General features: G+C 61.6%; 18 protein-coding genes and 2 pseudogenes. 16 read left to right on the top strand and 4 right to left on the bottom strand.

The genetic code is table 11. The features are described 5' to 3' along the window. The first annotated feature begins 20 nt into the window (after positions 1-20). A pseudogene (locus OKW98_RS20980) lies at positions 21-2242 on the top strand (TonB-dependent siderophore receptor). 50 nt (positions 2243-2292) lie between these two features. On the opposite strand, the gene OKW98_RS20975 reads toward OKW98_RS20980, so the two are convergent. Next, the gene (locus OKW98_RS20975) at positions 2293-3021 is read right to left on the bottom strand and encodes an SOS response-associated peptidase family protein (protein ID WP_265386488.1); all 729 of its coding nucleotides are present in this window, start codon (positions 3019-3021) and stop codon (positions 2293-2295) included. Positions 3022-3119: 98 nt separating this feature from the next. Here OKW98_RS20975 and OKW98_RS20970 point away from each other — a divergent pair, with 98 nt between their 5' ends. From OKW98_RS20970 to OKW98_RS20900, 15 genes and pseudogenes are all read left to right on the top strand, one after another. Continuing rightward, a complete protein-coding gene (locus tag OKW98_RS20970; RefSeq protein WP_122625290.1) occupies positions 3120-3560 on the top strand; it encodes a LexA family protein in 441 nt (146 codons plus the stop codon). Positions 3561-3671: 111 nt separating this feature from the next. Beyond that, a pseudogene (locus OKW98_RS20965) lies at positions 3672-4757 on the top strand (transglycosylase SLT domain-containing protein); the annotation flags it as partial. 1057 nt (positions 4758-5814) lie between these two features. Then, positions 5815-6756: a sigma 54-interacting transcriptional regulator gene (locus OKW98_RS20960; RefSeq protein ID WP_322114157.1), complete on the top strand. Its 942-nt coding sequence runs from the start codon at positions 5815-5817 to the stop codon at positions 6754-6756. Between the two features lie 154 nt (positions 6757-6910). After that, entirely contained in the window at positions 6911-7819 is a 909-nt protein-coding gene (locus tag OKW98_RS20955) for a sigma 54-interacting transcriptional regulator (RefSeq protein ID WP_265386487.1), read from the top strand. Positions 7820-7989: 170 nt separating this feature from the next. Further along, positions 7990-8319, top strand: a complete 330-nt coding sequence (locus OKW98_RS20950) for a hypothetical protein (RefSeq protein WP_322114156.1) — start codon at positions 7990-7992, stop codon at positions 8317-8319. A 53-nt stretch (positions 8320-8372) separates the two neighbouring features. After that, entirely contained in the window at positions 8373-9437 is a 1065-nt protein-coding gene (locus OKW98_RS20945; protein ID WP_265386486.1) for a type III secretion protein HrpZ, read from the top strand. Between the two features lie 40 nt (positions 9438-9477). Further along, positions 9478-9852, top strand: coding sequence for a type III secretion system inner rod subunit SctI (gene sctI / locus OKW98_RS20940; RefSeq protein ID WP_265386485.1), 375 nt, complete (start codon positions 9478-9480; stop codon positions 9850-9852). A 9-nt stretch (positions 9853-9861) separates the two neighbouring features. Next, positions 9862-10665: a type III secretion system inner membrane ring lipoprotein SctJ gene (gene sctJ / locus OKW98_RS20935; RefSeq protein WP_265386484.1), complete on the top strand. Its 804-nt coding sequence runs from the start codon at positions 9862-9864 to the stop codon at positions 10663-10665. Further along, a complete protein-coding gene (locus OKW98_RS20930; protein WP_265386483.1) occupies positions 10665-11207 on the top strand; it encodes a type III secretion protein in 543 nt (180 codons plus the stop codon). The genes sctJ and OKW98_RS20930 overlap by 1 nt, the downstream gene beginning before the upstream one ends. 37 nt (positions 11208-11244) lie before the next feature. After that, the gene (gene sctL, locus OKW98_RS20925; protein ID WP_265386482.1) at positions 11245-11826 is read left to right on the top strand and encodes a type III secretion system stator protein SctL; all 582 of its coding nucleotides are present in this window, start codon (positions 11245-11247) and stop codon (positions 11824-11826) included. A 90-nt stretch (positions 11827-11916) separates the two neighbouring features. Next, positions 11917-12141 (top strand): type III secretion protein, encoded by a 225-nt coding sequence (locus tag OKW98_RS20920; protein WP_133777273.1) that lies wholly within the window; start codon positions 11917-11919, stop codon positions 12139-12141. Next, positions 12128-12556 (top strand): type III secretion protein, encoded by a 429-nt coding sequence (locus OKW98_RS20915; protein WP_265386481.1) that lies wholly within the window; start codon positions 12128-12130, stop codon positions 12554-12556. Before OKW98_RS20920 ends, OKW98_RS20915 begins: the two co-directional genes overlap by 14 nt. Before the next feature lies 1 nt (position 12557). Further along, positions 12558-14663, top strand: a complete 2106-nt coding sequence (gene sctC, locus OKW98_RS20910) for a type III secretion system outer membrane ring subunit SctC (RefSeq protein ID WP_265386480.1) — start codon at positions 12558-12560, stop codon at positions 14661-14663. After that, positions 14660-14863 (top strand): HrpT family type III secretion system protein, encoded by a 204-nt coding sequence (hrpT, locus tag OKW98_RS20905; protein ID WP_265386479.1) that lies wholly within the window; start codon positions 14660-14662, stop codon positions 14861-14863. Before sctC ends, hrpT begins: the two co-directional genes overlap by 4 nt. 2 nt (positions 14864-14865) lie before the next feature. Further along, positions 14866-15225: a type III secretion protein HrpV gene (locus tag OKW98_RS20900; RefSeq protein ID WP_133777278.1), complete on the top strand. Its 360-nt coding sequence runs from the start codon at positions 14866-14868 to the stop codon at positions 15223-15225. A gap of 1593 nt (positions 15226-16818) precedes the next feature. On the opposite strand, the gene sctU is transcribed toward OKW98_RS20900, so the two are convergent. The 3 genes from sctU to sctS are packed head-to-tail and all read right to left on the bottom strand — an operon-like array spanning position 16819 to position 18953. After that, entirely contained in the window at positions 16819-17895 is a 1077-nt protein-coding gene (sctU, locus tag OKW98_RS20895) for a type III secretion system export apparatus subunit SctU (protein ID WP_265386478.1), read from the bottom strand. Next, the gene (gene sctT, locus OKW98_RS20890; RefSeq protein ID WP_265386477.1) at positions 17892-18686 is read right to left on the bottom strand and encodes a type III secretion system export apparatus subunit SctT; all 795 of its coding nucleotides are present in this window, start codon (positions 18684-18686) and stop codon (positions 17892-17894) included. Before sctT ends, sctU begins: the two co-directional genes overlap by 4 nt. Further along, a complete protein-coding gene (gene sctS / locus OKW98_RS20885) occupies positions 18687-18953 on the bottom strand; it encodes a type III secretion system export apparatus subunit SctS (RefSeq protein ID WP_065989232.1) in 267 nt (88 codons plus the stop codon). It abuts the gene before it with no gap. Positions 18954-18956 lie beyond the last annotated feature (3 nt).

Here is an 18956-nt window from a genome sequence, read left to right as displayed (position 1 = left end):
TCCTCTCCAGGAAGCACCCGATGCTACGTCCCGCCCTGCCAGCCTTGTCGGCACTCGTTGCCCTTGGTTTCTCCAGCCATTCCTTCGCAGCGCCGACGCAGCAGAATTTGCCCGATCAGCCATCGGCAACATCGCTCGCTCAACCGGGCAGTGCCAGCGGCAACTCGGCGCCGGGCGCAGTGGCGTTGGAAGGCTTGAGCATCAACGCCGATTACGGCATCGCGGGGCAGGCGACCACGGAGAGTTCGGGCTCGTATACAACGGGCTCCATGAACACGGCGACCAAGCTGCCGTTGTCCATCCGCGAGACGCCGCAGTCGGTGAGTGTGATCACCCGCCAGCGCATGGACGATCAGGGCATGAACGACCTGAACGACGTGGTGAAATACGCGCCCGGCGTGACGTTGCACCGAACGGCGTCGGACCGTCAGGAGTTTCTGGCGCGCGGTTTCAAGATCGACAACATCATGTACGACGGCCTGCCGAGCAGCATCAGCACCTACACCCAGGACGTGATTTCCGGCGCGGATCTGGCCATGTACGACCGCGTCGAAGTGGTGCGCGGTGCGACGGGACTCATGACTGGCGCGGGCAGCCCGGCAGCGACGCTGAACCTGGTGCGCAAGCGCCCAACCGCCGTGCCACAGGTGAGCGTAACCACCAGCGCCGGCAGTTGGGATCGGTATCGCACCGAGGTCGATGCGTCGAACAAGCTCAATGATTCCGGCACCGTTCGCGGCCGTGTGGTGGCGGCGTACGAAGACGACAAAAGCTTCTCCGATATCCGCCAGAACCAGGGCCAGACCTTTTACGGGATTCTTGAAGCCGACCTGAATGATTCGACAACCTGGACCGTCGGCGCGTCGAAGCAGCGTGACGACAACACCTCGGACTGGGGCGGGCTGCCCAGCGGTCCGAACGGCGAAGACCTGCACCTCAAGCGCTCGACGTTCCTCAGCAACGACTGGTCGTACTGGAACAAAGACAACATCATGTTCTTCACCGACGTCACCCACCGTTTTGACAACGGCTGGTCGGCCAAGCTCGCGGGGCAGAAGATCTGGGCCGAAGCGGATACCTTCTCCAGCTACGTCGGCAACTACGACGGCCTGGGCTTTCAGCAATACCACGGCAAGTACCGCGACGACGATGACCAGACCAACCTTGATGCGTCCCTCAGCGGGCCGTTTCAGATGTTCGGTCGCGAGCATGAAATGGTCGTGGGGGTGAGCCACCGGCAGGAGAAGTTTCACCAGTGGGGCGGCTGGACCGACGGCACGCCGATCGACCTCTACAACCCGACCCACTCAGTGACCAAACCTGACGTCGACACCAGCCTGTACGAAACCCGCAACGCCGCCACCGAAGAAGGCGTTTACGCCGTGGCACGCCTGAACCCCATCGACCCGCTGCACGTCATCCTCGGCAGCCGCGTCAGCTGGTATGACTATGACAACCGCGTCGGCAGTGGTGATTACAAGGTGGTCCGCGAGGTCACCCCGTACGCCGGCGTGATCTACGACCTGAACGACACTTACTCGGCCTACGCCAGCTACACCGAAATCTTCAAACCGCAGACCGAGATGGATTCATCGCGCTCGGTGCTGAAGCCGATGACCGGCAAGAATTACGAGATCGGCCTGAAGGGCGAATACTTCGACGGCGCGCTGAATGCGTCGGTGGCGCTGTTTGAAATGGAGCAGGAGAACCGCGCCTATCTGGTCCAGGACCAGATTCCACCAATTGCCCGAGCTTCCCGGCGTCCAGCTGCTACGGTGCAGCGGGCAAAGTGCGCAGCCACGGGATCGACACCGAACTGAGCGGCGCGCTGACGCCGGACTGGCAGTTCTCGGCGTCCTACACCTACGTGCTGAGCCAGTTTGTTGAAGACGGCACCAAAAGCAACGAAGGCAAACTGTTTGCCCCCGAGCAGCCGAAGCATCTGTTCAAAGCCGCGACCAGCTACACCTTGCCGGGCGAGCTGCACAAATGGCGAGTGGGGGCGGACGTGCTGGCCCAGAGCAAGACCTTCAACCGCGTTGGCGACGGCCAGGCGGATCAGGACGCTTACCGCATCGTCGGCCTGATGGCCGGCTATAAGCTGGACGAGCACTGGGACGGCCGGGTCAACGTCAACAACCTGTTCGACACCCGCTACTGGCAGGGCATTCCGAACGCGTCGGGGACCGGCGTTTACGGCGACCCGCGCAACCTGATGTTCTCGGTGAAGTGGACGCTCTGATCACTCGCCACCTTTCCCATTGAGCGCCGTTTGATCGCCCTCTGCTGCGATCAAGCGTCCTCATCCTGACCTTCTGTCAGCAAATCAAGTCCAGCCACGGGCTCGATCAACTGCGCACCCTCGTTGCGTACATTCCCGACCTCCTTGCCCACGGCGTGCCAGTGGAAATCGCTGACCGGCCGGCAGCCTTCCTGCGCGATTTGCGTGAGCCGTGACGCCGGTGTCTGCGGGTCGACCCATTCCCGGGCCAACTCTGGCGTCAGCACCAGTGGGCGGCGGTCGTGGATGTCGAGCATGCCGGCATCGCTGGCGGCGGTGATGATGACGAAGCCGTCGCGTTCGTCCGGCTCAAGGCCAGGCCTGACTTGTCCCAGCGCGGCGAAGTACATCGGGTCTTGGTCTTTCAAATGAATGAAGTAGGGCTGTTTGCGCTTCGAATCGTTCGGGTTTTTGACCCACTCATACCAGCCATTGGCCGGTGCCAGGGCGCGACCGTTCGGCCACAGGTCCTTGAAGAACTTGCCCGTCATCACCGTTTCGACCCGCGCGTTGATCGGGTCGGGCCGTTTGCCTTTTGCCCAGTGGGGCGACCATCCCCAGCGCACCTTGTCTACGCTCAGGCCGTCAGCCACCGGGCGGATGATCTCGACACGGGTGGTCGGCGCCACGTTGTAACGTTCGATCGGCCAGAGATCGTAGCCGTTGATCACTAGCTGCTCTGGCGCAAGCGTCTTGAGGTAATGGTCCATTGGCTCGTAGATCGAGTAGCGTCCGCACATGTGTCACCCGTCGAATTTTTCTGCTTACCAGATTGACCGCGCACGGCTGAGAACGTTAACTGTATATACGTACAGTTAACAAACACAAGGTCAGTCTCATGAGTGTCACCATCCTTGGCCGGTTGTCGGCGGCGGGCGAACGGTTTCCCCTTTATGCCTTTCAAGTGCCGGCGGGCTTTCCCTCGCCGGCGGCCGATCACATCGAGCGGCACATCTCGCTGGACGAGCTGTTCGACATCCGCGCGCCCCATGTCTATCTCGTGAAAATAGAAGGCGACAGCATGCAGGGCGCGGGCATCTATTGCGGCGATCTGGTGATCGTCGACCGCAGCCTCTACGCCGAGCATGGCGACATCGTCATCGCCGCGCTGAATACCGAGCCGGTCTGCAAGCGCCTGCACATGCGCGGTAACGAGGTCATCCTCAAGTCCGAGAACAGCAAGTACCCGCCGCGCTATGTCATGGAAGGCGACGAGCTGTTGATCTGGGGCGTGGTGAAATACAGCGTTCGCGATCACGACAAGGTGATGCATTCGTGATGAAGAGGCCTTCTATATAAAGAAGGGGTGGAGAGGGTGTGGACGCACGGGCGTGTTGGAACCATTCAGGCGCCCGTGCCACACAGCATAAACCTCTCAGGATGACCTCCAATGCCGCCTGCCTTCCGCCCGTACTCGGGCGCTTTGCGTGTCGTTCGTCCGATGCGCATTGCTTCACTGACTGTCGCGATGTTGTGTGCCGGTTGCCAGTCTTACGGCCCGCCCGAGGCCACGACCGAACGCACGCCGCGCCTGGTGGCAGGGCTCAATCGCAGCGTTGAGCCAGTGGCGTATTCGCGGCTGACGCAACCCTACGACGGCAGTGATATCTGGCAGCGCATGGGGCAGGATTTCCGCCTGGCCGACGACAACGGCGTCAACGAGCGCATTGTGCGGCAGCGCGACTGGCTGCTGGGCAACGCGGGTTTCATCCGCAATGCCAGTCAGCGGGCCAGCCCGTATTTGCACTTCATCGTCGAAACCCTCGATCAGCGCGCGATGCCGGCGGAGCTGGCCTTGTTGCCGATCATCGAAAGCGCCTACAACCCCAAAGCCAATTCGATCCGTAACGCGGCAGGGCTGTGGCAGTTCATGGCCGCCACCGGGCGCGATTTCGACCTGCGTCAGACCGCCTGGTATGACGGTCGGCGGGATGTGGTCGCGTCCAGCAAAGCGGCGATGGATTACCTGACGCGTCTGCACACCCAGTTCGGCGGCGACTGGCTGCTGGCGATGGCGGCCTATAACGCGGGGGAGGGCACGGTGAGCCGGGCCATTGACGCTAATCAGCGCAGAGGTCTGCCCACCGATTACTGGCACTTGAGCTTGCCAAAGGAAACCCAGGATTACGTGCCGCGCCTGCTGGCGCTGTCGTTGCTGGTGCGCGAACCCGAGACCTATGGCGTGAAGCTCAGTCCGGTGGCCAATGCGCCGTATTTCACGGTGCTGGAGCTGGCGCGGCCGGTGGATCTGGAGCGCCTCGCCACCAGTGCCGGCATTGATCGTTCGGTGCTGTTAAACCTCAATCCGGCCTTTCTGCGCAAAAAAACCGCAGATGGACCCTCCCGCTTGCTCGTGCCTCGCGACCAGTTCGAGCAGCTTTCCGCCACGCTGGGCAAAATGACCGACGACGTCATGCACGGTAACGAGGCACTGGCGGTCAGTACTGCCACCTCGTCAGCGGGCATTGTTCGCCCCTGACACCACGCTTCACCTGCGCGATTGTCCGCTTCGGGCCCATTTTTGGCAGTAATGGACCCGCGTTGTGTCGGCCCGGATACACGCACACGACCCTCGTTTCGGCCTGCAATCTGGCCGTGCGAGTTGAGGCAGACATATTCACGAAATCGATTAACGAAAATTTCACTAAACTTTCGCGCGTTGTGTAAAAGCGCTGATACACAGTCGCGATTCGCCGCTTAAGACACAAATTGAAACATCCGTCGCAGAGGACCGATCAGTGCTTTGTTCTGCCTGTCCACGCCTGACAAGTAGCAGCAACGCGCAATCGCTAGTTGGATCCGATAAACGAATCAGTGTAGACGCGCAAACCTTTGCCTTAGATTTTTGGATCCTCGACATCACCCCCGGCAAGTCAGACCCTTTAAATTCAAGGGGTCTGGACCTATACGCCGGAGTACAGTAAATCATGTTCGGAAAACCGAGTTGGAATAGTCGGATTTCCGAACGTACTTAAACTAATGACCTTGATCATTTAACGATTGGCCATGTCAGTGTGTGGCAACTTTCAGAAGGCACAGGCCGTTATATAAGTTTTAATCATCGTTGGTGGATGGCCGTGACGTGAAACTTGGTGGTCTCCCTTGAAAAGGGGTGGAGTGTTTAATAGAGGAGAGAAGAGGGGCGTTATTAACGCGGTGAGGAGAGTCGCCATATTAACAACTAAGTTCCGTGATCAGAGGTGAAGGGGAGCGGGCAAGCGGGACGACGGGCACGGAGTGCACCATGGCAGAGCATAACTCAATGATTGTTAAGCTATTGTGATGCAGGCGCCAGGCCGGCCGGGCCCTTGGCGGCCCGCATAAGTCATCGTCCAGTCGGGGGCAAGGGGTAATTTTAAATAGTCGTTTGAATGTTTTGCGGATAATTAGTTGTGATCGTCAATAAAGTCAAAGTGCTATCACTGAAGCGTTGTGAAGTAGGTCTCACAGCGTTGGGGAACTAAATTTAATTATTGCTGCCTTTGGAATGCGTGGTATTAATAATTCGCTTGCTCCCACTACGAGAGGTATCGATGAAAGAAGAAATCGATGTAAGCGACTGTCCGTGTCAGCCTGAAAATGTGGCGCTGGATATCCAGCAGATCGCATTGAATACTGCAAACCTGAGTATGGATTTGCTGCTGTGTGGGGAGACAGGAACAGGCAAGGACACGCTGGCCAAACGTATTCATGACTTGTCCGGTCGGACAGGTTCTTTCATCGGCATGAACTGCGCGGCTATTCCGGAATCCCTGGCGGAAAGTCAGCTGTTCGGGGTTGTGAACGGCGCGTACACCGGCGTCAGTCGGTCCCGCGAGGGGTACATCGAAGCGGCCTGTGGCGGCACCCTGTACCTGGACGAGATCGACAGCATGCCGCTGAGCCTGCAGGCCAAGCTGCTGCGGATTCTGGAAACCCGCGGTATCGAGCGATTGGGTTCAACCGACTTCATTGCGGTGGACCTTCGGGTCATCGCCTCGGCGCAGCGCCCTCTGGATGAACTCGTGGAACAAGGGCTTTTTCGTCGCGACCTGTTTTTTCGGCTCAATGTGCTGACCATTCAAATGCCAGCTTTGCGCAAGCGTCGCGAACAGATTCTGCCGTTGTTCGACCAGTTCACCCAGGAAGTTGCCGCCGATTTTGGCTGCCCGGTGCCCGAGCTGGACAATCGCCTGGTGCAGCTGCTGCTTAGCCACTCCTGGTCGGGGAACATTCGCGAATTGAAGTCCGCTGCCAAGCGTTTCGTGCTGGGTTTCCCGCTGCTGGGCGGCGATGCCCCTCCGGATCGCGACCAGGAAACGGGGCTGAAGACCCAGCTGCGGGTCATCGAAAGGATGCTCATTGAAGACGCACTCAAGCGTCACAAACACAGCCTCGACGCTGTGATGCAGGAGCTCGAGATTCCCCGGCGCACGCTGTATCACCGGATGAAGGAGCTGGGGATGAACGATGCGGAAGAAGCGGTCCTGATTTAGTGGGACCGGCTTTAGCCGGGAAAGCGTCAGTCGTCACACCACAAATCTGGTGACGCTCACACTGGCCTCTTCCCGGCTAAAGCCGGTCCCACTCACCTCGCAGCCAATCTCGCGCAGCCAATGTCGCGTAACCCTGAAATACCAGAGGTCGTGGATGAGTGTGTACGAGTTATTCGATGAGCAACTGGAGGACGACCATCAGGTGCCTAACCTGCGCGTGGTCGCCCGCAGTCTCGGCCAGTTGGGGATCGACCTGCTGCTGTCAGGCGAAACCGGCACTGGCAAGGACACCGTCGCCAGCCGGATCCACGCGCTGTCCGGTCGCAAGGGCCGGCTGGTGGCGATGAACTGCGCGGCGATTCCAGAATCCCTCGCCGAGAGCGAATTGTTCGGTGTGGTCAGTGGTGCCTACACCGGTGCGGATCGGGCGCGGGTCGGCTACATCGAAGCGGCCCAGGGCGGCACGTTGTACCTCGACGAGATCGACAGCATGCCCCTGAGCCTGCAAGCCAAGCTCCTGCGGGTGCTGGAAACGCGGTCCGTCGAGCGGCTCGGCTCGACAACACCCATTGCCCTGGATGTCTGCGTTATCGCCTCGGCCCAGCGCTCCCTCGACGAGATGGTCGAGCAGGGGCGTTTTCGCCGTGATCTGTATTTCCGCCTGAACGTATTGACCGTCACCCTGGCGCCGCTGCGCGAGCAACGGGCGCGCATCCTTCCGCTGTTCACCCGTTTCGCCGAAGCGGCGGCGCAGGAATCGGGTATTCCAGTGCCCGAGACCACGGGCGTGCTGCGCCACGTCCTGCTTAACCACGACTGGCCGGGCAACATTCGCGAACTGAAATCAGCGGCCAAGCGTCACGTCATGGGCTTTCCGCTGCTGGGCGGGGAGGCCGGCGAGGAGGGCGAATCATCGGGCCTGAAATCGCAGTTGCGGGTCATCGAAAAAGCGCTGATTCAAGCCGCGCTCAAGCGCCACAACAACAGCGTCGAGGCCGTGAGCCAGGAACTCGACATCCCCCGTCGCACGCTCTATCACCGCATGAAAGAACTCGACGTCTGACCTGCTTGCCCCCGCTGTTTCTGGCGACACACCCTCCGTTTACACAGCCAGATCCGCAGCGTCCCCGCCTATCCCGAATTTTATTGAGCAACTGGCGGAACCGATCCTGACGTCCGCGCCACCCATTGGCACCAAGCACTTTCGCTGGTGATGACTCAGGAGTGTTCGACATGAATCCAATCTCAATGGTCGGTGGCTTCGCCAACAGCGCGATCAACGCGGGCGGGCAAGTGGCTCAGCAGGCAGCCAGCGCTGTGACCAACGTCAAACAGGAAAGCAATATCACCGACGCTGCCGGTCCGTCCAAAGCCGAATCCGCACAAAGCGCCGCCACCGAAAAGGCCGATGCGAGCCAGGCGCGCCTGATCGCGATGCAGACCGACGCTGACATCCGCAAGCAGACCAACGACGTCCTCAGCGCTATCCGCTCCGGCAAGGAAGACAGCGCCAACAAGGCGATCAGTGCCGAGGCGCAGAACGCCAAGGGCATCAGCTACTGATCGGTCCGAGCGCCCCCTGAAAAAGGGGGCATCCACCTGAGGAGGGAGGTTTCATGCTAAGTCTCAATGCCAATACCAATCCGATGCAAAACCTGCACATCGGCACCGTGGCTTCCCAGCCAGCGCTGGGCGGCGACAAGACCCCGCAATCGCTCAAGGACGTCATCGATCAGCTCGCTCAGGCGCTGACCAAAGGCGGGCATCTGGACAAGGAATCGCCGCTTGGCCAGATGGTCGGCAAGCAGATGGATAAGAACAACCCGTTGGCGTCCTTGATCGGCGGCAATCCGGACATGATCAAGGCTGCGCTGGGCGACCTGATCAAAGACAAACTGGGCGACAACTTTGGTGCTGCCGCCGATGCAGGTCAGGCGGGTGCCGGCGCGCCTGACCTGATGTCGCAGACTCTAAACGGTCTGGCCAAGGCGTCCCTGGATGATCTGCTGACCAAGACGGACCAGGGCACGACCTTCTCCGAGGACGACATGCCGCTGCTGAAAAAAATCGCCGAATTCATGGACCAGCGCACAGCACAGGATCCACAGAAATTTCCGGCGCCTGACTCGGGCTCCTGGAAGAACGAGCTCACGGCCGAGGGTGACAACTTCCTTGACGGCAAAGAGACCGCTGACTTCCGTTCTGCGCTCGACTCTCTGGGCGGTCAACTCGGTCAGCAACAAAACGGCCTCAGTGATGCCGGCGGCGGATCGCCACTGGGTAACCCAGTCGGCAACCTGTCACCGACTGATCCATCGGGCGGCGCTGCGCAGACTCCGAACAGCGTGAATCAAGACCTCGGCCAACTGCTGGGCGATCTGCTGCAGAAGGGCGTCAACGCCAGCGTCGGCGGCGGCCTCGGCACCCCGATGAACGACGCGTCTCAGTCCGGCGGTGCCAGCAATAGCGTGACCCAAGACCTGGGGCAACTGCTCAGCGGCCTGATCAAAAAAGGCCTGGAAGCTGAACAGAACGGTGCCGGCGTCAATGGCGCAGGTGGGCAAAACCCGTTCGCCCAGCACGATCAGCAAAACATGCTGGCCCAGGCCGCTTCCGCCCTTGTCTCGGCATTGGTGGGCGGCGGCAGCAGCACCAGCAACACAAGCAGCAGCCTTTCCTGAACCCAGCTGCGCCCTCGACACCGTCTGCCGGAGAACCCCCGTGACCCTTTCCAATGTCAACCAACTCAAATCGCCGTCCACCGATCTTGAGCCGCGCCTGGATCAGGGATTGGTCAGCGGGCCTTCGCAGGCGGACGTCGATCTGTTCAACGCCGCCATGCGCCCTGAAATGTCGATGCAGCAGAGCCATTTGTCCGAACAGATCGCCAGTGCGCTGTCGGACCGTCTTGGCGCCACCGACAAGCTGTCGCAGCAAGCGGCACGCAAGATGAAACGGGCGTCCACCACCGACGACCCGCTGGAAATTTCCCAGATGAGCCGGTCACTGTCGCAGTACTCGCTGCAGATGGCGCTGACCACCAAAGTCGTCAGCAAGAGCGCCCAGGCCCTCGATAAACTGACCAACCTGCAGTAGAGGCATGCCGTGAAATACCTGACTGCGGGACTGATCTGCCTGATGCTGCTGCTCAGCGGGTGCAGCGATGACACGGACCTGTTCACCGGGATGTCCGAGCAGGATTCCAACGACGTGATCGCCAGCCTCGCCGACCAGCACATCGACGCGCGCAAGCGCAGCGAGAAGACCGGAGTGGTCATCAGCGTGCCGACCGCCGAGATCAATCGCGCGGTGCGGATCCTCGACGCTGCCGGCCTGCCGCGTCGTTCTCGCACCAGCCTGGGTGAAATCTTCAAGAAGGAAGGGGTGATTTCCACGCCGCTGGAAGAGCGCGCGCGGTACATCTATGCCTTGTCCCAGGAGCTGGAAGCGACGCTGTCGCAGATCGACGGGGTGATCGTCGCCCGCGTGCATGTCGTGCTGCCCGAACGCATCGCGCCGGGCGAGCCGGTGCAGCCTGCGTCGGCGGCGGTGTTCATCAAACACACCTCAGCCCTCGACCCCGACAGCGTGCGCGGGCGTATTCAGCAAATGGTCGCCAGCAGCATTCCCGGCATGTCCGGCGAGCCGCTGGACTCGAAGAAATTCGCCATCGTGTTCGTGCCGGCGGCGGAGTTTCAGGACACCGAACGGCTGGTGAATTTCGGGCCGTTTCTGGTCGACAGCGGCAACCTCGACTTCTGGAATCGCATGCTGTGGCTCGCGCCGTTCGCCGCGCTGCTGTTGATTGCCTTGATCGTACTGGTGCTGCGTGGCGACTGGCGTGACGCGCTGTTGCAACGCATCGGCCTGCGCCGCGGTGCCCGGACGAGCATGCCGGTGCGGGCGTAATGCTCAGCGCCGAGGAGCACTGGATTCGCTGGTGGTGTGCGCCCTGGCAATGGGCGCATGCCGACTGGATCGACGTGTTCGCCGACCATTGCGGCGTGACACGCGAGGATTGCGCCGAGCTGCTGGGCACCCGCCACACTGTCTTTCTGCACAGCGTCGGCGTGGTCCCGAGCCAACCGCCGCCGCCCGTTGAATCGCTGATGCAATGGCTGCAGCTTGATGACGCCCAGCAGCAACAGGCGTTGTCCCTGGCGGGCCGGATCTGCTTTGGCCAGGGCGGGCAGGCGGGTGCTGATGACGCCGGGCACATGCATGAGCCCTGGTGCCGCGCGGTGGCCAAGGCGTTGCGGCCCGGCTTATGGCTGGACGCCTCGGTGAATGATGCGCGCACATTGCTGGCGGCGTGGGCGGGCGAGCCTTGCTGGTCGCGGCTGCGCCTGTCGTGGGCGCCGGATGCCTTGCCGCCACCCTGCGCCGAGCTCCCCGAGAACAAGCTGCAAACCCTGTGGCACTCGGTGTTATGGCGGGTGACGACGCCTTGATGATTGCGGTTACCTCATTTTCCCTAAGGAGCTGAACATGCTCGCCAAGCGTCGTCTCGTGTTGTCTTCATCCGCTGTGCTGGTCACCAACATCCTCCGTCGTGAAGACCTGGCTGGTACCGTGCTCGCCGCTGAAGTGCTGGACAATGCCCGGGCAGAAGCCGAGCAGATTCTGGCCGCTGCCCACGCTCAGGCGCAGCACGAAAAGGATCAGGCGCTGGCGCAATTCTGGGACAGTGCCAACGGTTTTCTGCAGCAACTGGAACAGCAGCGGCAGGCATTGGCCGAAGAGTCGATGGAGGCCGTGGAAGCTTTGCTCAACGAGGCCCTTGCCGAATTGCTCGACCAGACCACACTCGCCGAGCGCAGCCGCGCGCTGATGAGAAATCTCGCCGCCGGCCAGACCGTCGAAACCAAAGCGGTGCTCAGCGCCCATCCCGACATGCTCGACAGCCTCGGCGAGTGGTTGTCGGCCAGTCGATTCGCTGATCACTGGCAGCTCAAGGCCGACCCGGCGCTGGCGCCGCAGACCCTGCGCCTGAGCGATGCCAACGGCGCGTTCGACATCGACTGGGACAGCCTGCGCCGCGGGCTCGCGGGCCCTTCGACGCATTCATGAGCTTTTCTTGACCCGGTTGTGACGGTTCATGGAACCGGAGCGGCCGCAGGTTCCACTCAGGGGGTGAATCCCTTAGTTGGAGCCACCGGCATGATCAGTTTCAAATCCCTGCAAAACCACCTCGATCACTCCTATTCCCGCGCCCAGGACGACATGCAGGACGCCGCCGAAACCGCCTCGGAAAGCGGCAGCATGGAAGACTTTCAGGCGTTCAGCGATGCCTCGCAGCAGACCAACGTTGCCAACATGATTCTCAACGAGGGGCTGCGCGCCAAGCACGGCATCACCAAAGCGATCATCGATGGAATTCAGTGAATTCAGCGCGATCCTCGCTCAGTGGTGCGAGCGCCGTCCGCTCGCGCCGCTGGACTGCTGGATCGACGACGCCAACGCGCGACTGGCGGTGTCGGGCAATGGCATTCGCCTGAGCCTCGATGTGCTTGATCCCTATGACGGCAGTGACCCTCAACGCCTCGACGCCGTGCTGACTCAGGGCGGCGCCGGGGTGGCCTGTGCCTGTGAGGGCGGACTGGCGATCGACCCCGACACCCGCTGCGTGGTGTTGGTCAGTTGGATTCCCGACCCCTGTAATCCCACGCAACTGCTTGAACGTCTGGAGCGCCTGGCCAATCAGCGCGCCGCGATGCTCAGCCTCATGCAGACCTCGATTCGCGGCGCGACCGCCTCGGCGTCCCGCTCGACCCTCAAAACCTGGCAACCGGGAGTGTGAAATGCGCAAGGCCTTAATGTGGTTGCCTTTGCTGATGATCGGCATCGGCGCGCCGGCGCTGGCAGCGGTGCCGGACGCCTGGAAACACACCGCCTACGCCTACGATGCGCGGCAGACCGAACTGGCGACTGCGCTGGCAGACTTTGCCAAGGAGTTCGGCATCGGCCTGGACATGCCGGCGATGCCGGGCACGCTGGACGGGCGCATTCGTGCGCAGAACCCGCAGGAATTCCTCGACCGGCTGGGTCAGGAGCATCACTTCCAGTGGTTCGTCTACAACGAAACCCTGTACATCAGCCCGACCAGCGAGCAGACCTCGGCGCGCATCGAAGTGTCGCCGGAAGCGGTCGATGACCTGCAGCAGGCGCTGTCCGATGTCGGCCTGCTGGACAAGCGCTTCGGCTGGGGCGCATTGCCCGACGAAGGCGTGGTGCTGGTGCGCGGTCCGGCCAAGTACGTCGACTTCGTGCGCAGTTACAGCAAGAAGGTCGAGGCGCCGGAAAAAGCCGAGAAGCAGGACATCGTGGTCCTGCCGCTGAAGTACGCCAACGCCGCCGACCGCACCATTCGTTATCGCGATCAACAGCTCACTGTCGCCGGCGTCGCCAGCATTCTTCAGGAACTGCTGGAAAGCCGCTCCCGGGGCGAGTCCATCAACGGCGTCAACCTGCTGCAAGGGCAGGGCGGCGCAGGGGGATCTGCGGGCGGCGGCACCACGTCCTCGGGCCTGAATTACGGCGGCATGCAAAGCCAGGGGTTTGACACCGGCGCCATCGAACAGGGGCTGGATAAGGTGCTGGGTGCCAAGGGCAAACGCGGCGGTTCCTCCAGCGAATCGGCGAGCCGTTCGAAAATCCGCGTCAGCGCCGACGTGCGCAACAACTCGGTGTTGATCTACGACCTGCCCAAGCGCCGGGCGATGTACGAGAAGCTGGTCAAGGAACTGGATACACCGCGCAACCTGATCGAGATCGACGCGGTGATTCTCGACATCGACCGCAACGAGCTGGCGCAGCTGTCCAGCCGCTGGAATTTCAAGGGCGGCAGCGTGAGCGGCGGCGCCAACCTGTTCGACCAAGGCACCAGCACCACGCTGTTCATTCAGGACGCCGGCAAGTTCTCGGCGGATCTGCATGCCCTCGAAGGCAACGGCGCGGCGTCGGTGATCGGCAATCCTTCGATCTTGACCCTGGAGAACCAGCCGGCGGTGATCGACTTCAGTCGCACCGAGTACCTCACCGCCACCTCCGAGCGGGTCGCGGACATTGTGCCGATCACGGCGGGCACCAGCTTGCAGGTTATTCCGCGCTCCCTGGACCAGAACGGCAAATCCCAGGTGCAACTGATCGTCGACATCGAAGACGGCCAGATCGACACCTCGCAAATCAACGAAGACCAGCCGTCGGTGCGCAAGGGCAACGTCAGCACCCAGGCGGTGATCGCCGAGCATGGCTCGTTGGTCATCGGCGGATTCCACGGGCTGGAAACCACCGACAAGGTCAACAAGATCCCGTTGCTGGGCGACATTCCGGTGATCGGCAAACTGCTGTTCCAGTCCCGCAGTCGCGAGCTGAACCAGCGTGAGCGCCTGTTCATCCTGACGCCGCGGCTGATCGGCGATCAGATCAACCCGGCGCGCTACGTACAGAACGGCAACCCCCACGATGTCGATGAGCAGATGAAGCGCATCAAGGAGCGCCGCGACGGTGGTGAACAGCCAACCCGCAGCGACGTGCAGAACGCCTTCACCCAGTTGCTCGACGGCGTCACCCCGGTGGGCTTTAACAGCGGCGAGACCCTGCCGTTCGAAGCTGACAGCCTGTGCGATCCGGGTATTGGCCTGACCATGGATCGCCAGCGTTCGCAGTGGTTTACCCGCAAGGATTGGGGTGTCGCGGTGGTCGTGGCGCGCAACACCACCAGCAAGCCGGTGCGCATCGACGAAAGCCGCTGCGGTGGTCGCTGGGTGATGGGTGTCAGCGCCTGGCCCCATGCGTGGCTGCAGCCGGGGGCGGAGAGTGAAATCTACATCGCCCTGCGCCAGCCGCAGGTGTCGAGCAAGGCCAAACAGAACCGACCTTCGCTGCTCAAGGGGGCTACACGATGAACCTGCGCGGTTTGCTTTTGCTGTTTCTGGTGGCCGCCACGTTGGCGGGGTGTGCCACCCATGGGTGCTCGGGTTATTCGTGCAAGCGGCCGGATTCCAATGACCGGGAGCTGGTGATCTGGTGGCCGCCGGACATGCGGCAAGGGATTGATGAGCGTGACCATGAGCAGGATTTTACTGTGGTGCCATTGAAGGACTGAGCATGATTCGGGTATCGGAAAAGTCAGCGTTTTACGCCCACGTCGCCGCCGAGCGTGCGGCGATCTGGCCGGTGGCAACGGGCGTGGCGTTTGTCAGTCGACGTGAGCACCGGGACTGGGGCATCGCGCTGCATATAGAGGGCCGCGCCTTGCGGCCGGAGCAGTTGCGCGATGCGTTGGAGCGGCGGTTTTCGCAGGCGGAGTTGTTCAACGATTTCTTTTTGTTTTTGGATGTGCAGCGGGATTTTGTGGTCTGGCATGCGGTGCCGGATGCGCAGGGGGCGGGGGTGAGTCTGGACAGTATTCGTCGGCAGGAGCTGGAGCTGGCGGGGTTGGGGCATCTCAGTGATGCTTTGCAGTAATTCAAGATCAAGAGCCTCGGCCTAACGGCCTCGTGTTTCGCCTTCGGCGAGTTACTTGGAAAAGCACCCCAAGTAACCAAGGGTGCCTGCTCCTGGTTAGGCCCTTCCTTCGTCAGGGTTCCTTCACTCCGGTCTCGCTCCGTGGGCCCGCCGCCATCCGCCATCCATGGCGGGGGGCGGCTCTCGCGGCATCCATGCCGCTCGGCCCACTGCGCGAAACCTGCGTTCAGCCTGCACCCAAGTCGCGTTCTGCGGTGTCTGGACTTTTTGCGTAGGAAGATCAAGAGCAGAGCAACAGCTTCCCGGCTGAAGCCGTTTCTACGGGGGCGCCGCCGGTTTCAGTGACTGCACGCGTTGCTTTTTAGTGGGACCGGCTTTAGCCGGGAAGAGGCCCGTCCAGGCGCTGATGATCGTTCCCCACGCTCCGCGTGGGAATGCATCCCGTGACGCTCCGCGTCACTTCCCCAGGCCTGAATGCGCGTCGTATGAGGGACGCGGAGCGTCCGGGGCGGTGTTACCACGCGGAGCGTGGGAACGATCAGGAGATCAACAGCAGAGGTAATCCCCTGTAGGAGCGCGCTTGCCCGCGATGGCGTCCTGTCAGCCTCATCTATGCAGCTGACCCACCGCAATTCGCGGGCAAGCGCGCTCCTACAACTGATCTTCATCAAGCCGGCTGATTTGGCGTCGACTCAGCAATCGCGTAGCTCAAAGCTGATCGTTCCCACGCTCCGCGTGGGAATGCCTCCTGTGACGCTCCGCGTCACCTCCCCAGCCCTGAACGCGCGTCGTCTGCGGAATGCGGGGCGTCTGGGGCGGCGTTACCACGCGGAGCGTGGGAACGATCAGGAGATCAACAGCAGATGTAATCCACTGTAGGAGCGCGCTTGCCCGCGATGGCGTCCTGTCAGCCTCATCTATGCAGCTGACCCACCGCAATTCGCGGGCAAGCGCGCTCCTACAACTGATCTTCATCAAGCCGGCTGATTTGGTGTCGACTCAGCAATCGCGTAGCTCAAAGCTGATCGTGCCCACGCTCTGCGTGCGAATGGATTCTGTGACGCTCTGCGTCACTTCCCAGGCCTGAATCGGCGTCATCGTCGTAGCTGGCGGAATGCATTTTTCTGTAGGAGCCGCCGGGGTGGCGCTCCACCTTGCTGGCGAACGCGGTGGGTCAGGTACGAATATATCGACTGACAGAATGCATTCGCCAGCAAGCCGGCTCCTACAGTGTGGACTGGGTACAGTCAGTAGGACCGGCTTCAGCCGGGAAGCTTTTGATCTGCACCAGATCTGCTTTTGATCTTGATCTTCATACACAAAAATCCCAGTCACCGCCGAACGCGACTTGGGTGCAGGCTGAACGCAGGTCTCGCTTCGTGGGCCGAGCCGCATGGATGCGGCGAGAGCTGCCCCCCGCCATGGATGGCGGATGGCAGCGGGCCCACGGAGCGGGACCGGAGTGAAGGAACCCGACGAAGTCGGGCCCAACCAGGAGCAGGCACTTTTGCTTACTTTTGGTGCTTTTCAAAAGTAAGTCGCCGAAGGCGAAACAGTCTGCCCCCAGGCAGACGCTGTTGATCTCGATCCTGATCAAACATCGTCTATACGAATGACTTCGTCCGTCACTTCCTCAAGCTGCCGCACGATCTGATAAATATTCGCCACCGCCAACAGCGTCGTCCTCGGGATGTACTTGCCCGCCTTGACCTTATAAAGCGTCCGCGCCAGCCAGATACTCTGCACCACCGGAATCCCTGCCTTCTTCGCCCGCGCAATCAACGCCAGCGCCTCATCATCCTCACCCTTACAGTGAATCTGCGGCAGCGGCGTCGTGCCCGGACGGTAATACAGCGCCACCGCATAATGCGTCGGATTCACCACCAGCATGTCCGCATCCTCTACCGGCTTGGCCGGCGCGGTCGGTGCCTGGTTCAACAACTCATGGGCCAGTTGCCGACGATGCCCCTTCACATGGGGGTCACCCTCGGCCTGCTTGTATTCCTTCTTGATGTCCTCATGGCTCATCCGCAGCTTCTTCGCGTGGAAGTACTTCTGCAGCGCAAAATCCACCGCGCCGATCACCAACAGCAACCCCAGCGTCGCCCGCAAGATGTGCCGGAACACCTGCAACAGCGCATGCCAGTACGTCGTCAGGTCGGTGCTCGAGAGCAAAATCAGCGTGCCCAGCGACGGCTTCACCACCACATACAGCGTCGCCGCGATGGCCGTGGCTTTCAGGATGCTGAGGAGTAGCGTGGTCAGGCTCTGCGCCGAGAACATCTGCTTGGCGTGGGCGAACGGGTTGAGCTTGTTGAAGTCCAGCTTCAATGCCTTGGGCGCGAACAGGAACCCGATCTGAATCCAGCTGCCCACCAGGCGCATCAACATCGCGACGCCGACGCTGCTCAGAATGAACCCTATCAACACACTCGCGCCTTCACTGGCGACCTGTTCCAGCGTGTGCATGAAGGGCTGGCCAACGCCCTGGAACGACAGCGTCATCAAGTGCAGCAACCGCGCGACGCTTTCGTCCGCCAGGCCGAACGTCACTTCGCTGACGACCAGCAACACCAGCAGTTTGCTCAGGTCCTGGCTCTGCCCGACCTGGCCTTTTTCGCGGGCGTCGCGCAGTTGTTTGGGCGTGGCCTTTTCGGTTTTTTCGCTCACGGCACATGCACCAGTTGGCCGAGCAAATGCTTCAGATCGGCGAATTGCATGATCTGGCCGTTGCCCAGTTCCAGCAGCGTCGGCAGGTAGATGAGCAGGAAGGCAATGCCCGCCATGCTCTTGGCAGGCATCGCCAGAATCGACACGTTCAGTTGCTGCGCGTACAGGCCGATGATCGCCAGCGCGGCCTCGATCAACAGCAGCAAGCCAATGAACGGCGCCGCGTAGAGCATCATGTGCTGGAGGGTCTGGTTGAGTTGTTCGAGAAACAGGTCCAGCCCATCGACCGTCATGCCGGGCAGCCAGGCGGTGGGCGGCCAGACCAGATAGCTGTCCCAGATCACTTGAGTGATCAGCGACAACCCGCCGGACAGGATCACCAGCATGATCAACGTTTCCTGGAACAATTCGCCGAGCGGCGTCGCGTCAGGCCCCAGCGCCGGGTTCAGCTGGCCGCCGCTCAAGGCGCCGCGCTGGCTGTCGAGCAGCGCGCCCACCGAGGCGAACATCCAGAACGGCGCGTAGAGCAACAGGCCGAGCAGGGTGCCGAGCACGGCCTCTTTGAGCAGCAGCGCGCCGATGGAAAACCAGTCGTCGTTCATTCCCGACAGCGCGCGGCTGATGCTCGGCGCCGGCACCATCGACACCACCAGCACCACCGCATAACGCAGCGGGCCCTTGAGGTATTTGAAGCAGAACGCCGGCACTAGAATCATGCACGGCAGGATGCGTGCGGCGGCCAGTCCCATGCCCAGCATCAGTTCGAACAGGCCCTGGGCGTCGAAGGGCATCTAGTGCGCGCCGCCGGACCGGGCGATCAGGTCGAAGGCCAGGTTGATGAACTGGATCAGCTCGACGCCGATCCAGCGCCCGGTCATGGCCAGGGTCAGGCCGACGGCGGCGAGCTTGATGCCGAAGGGCAGGGTCTGGTCCTGGATCTGCATCAACGCCTGCAACAGCGAGGTGATGACGCCGACCAGTACGGCGACCCCCAACGGCGGCGCCGTGAGAATCACCACCAGAAACATGCCCTGTTTGAACAACGCCAGCGCTTCCATCAC

Origin of the sequence: Pseudomonas sp. KU26590, assembly GCF_026153515.1 — a bacterium.
Classification (GTDB): domain Bacteria; phylum Pseudomonadota; class Gammaproteobacteria; order Pseudomonadales; family Pseudomonadaceae; genus Aquipseudomonas.
The sequence above is the reverse complement of the archived record's forward strand: the minus strand, read 5'-3'. Positions and strand labels throughout refer to the sequence as shown.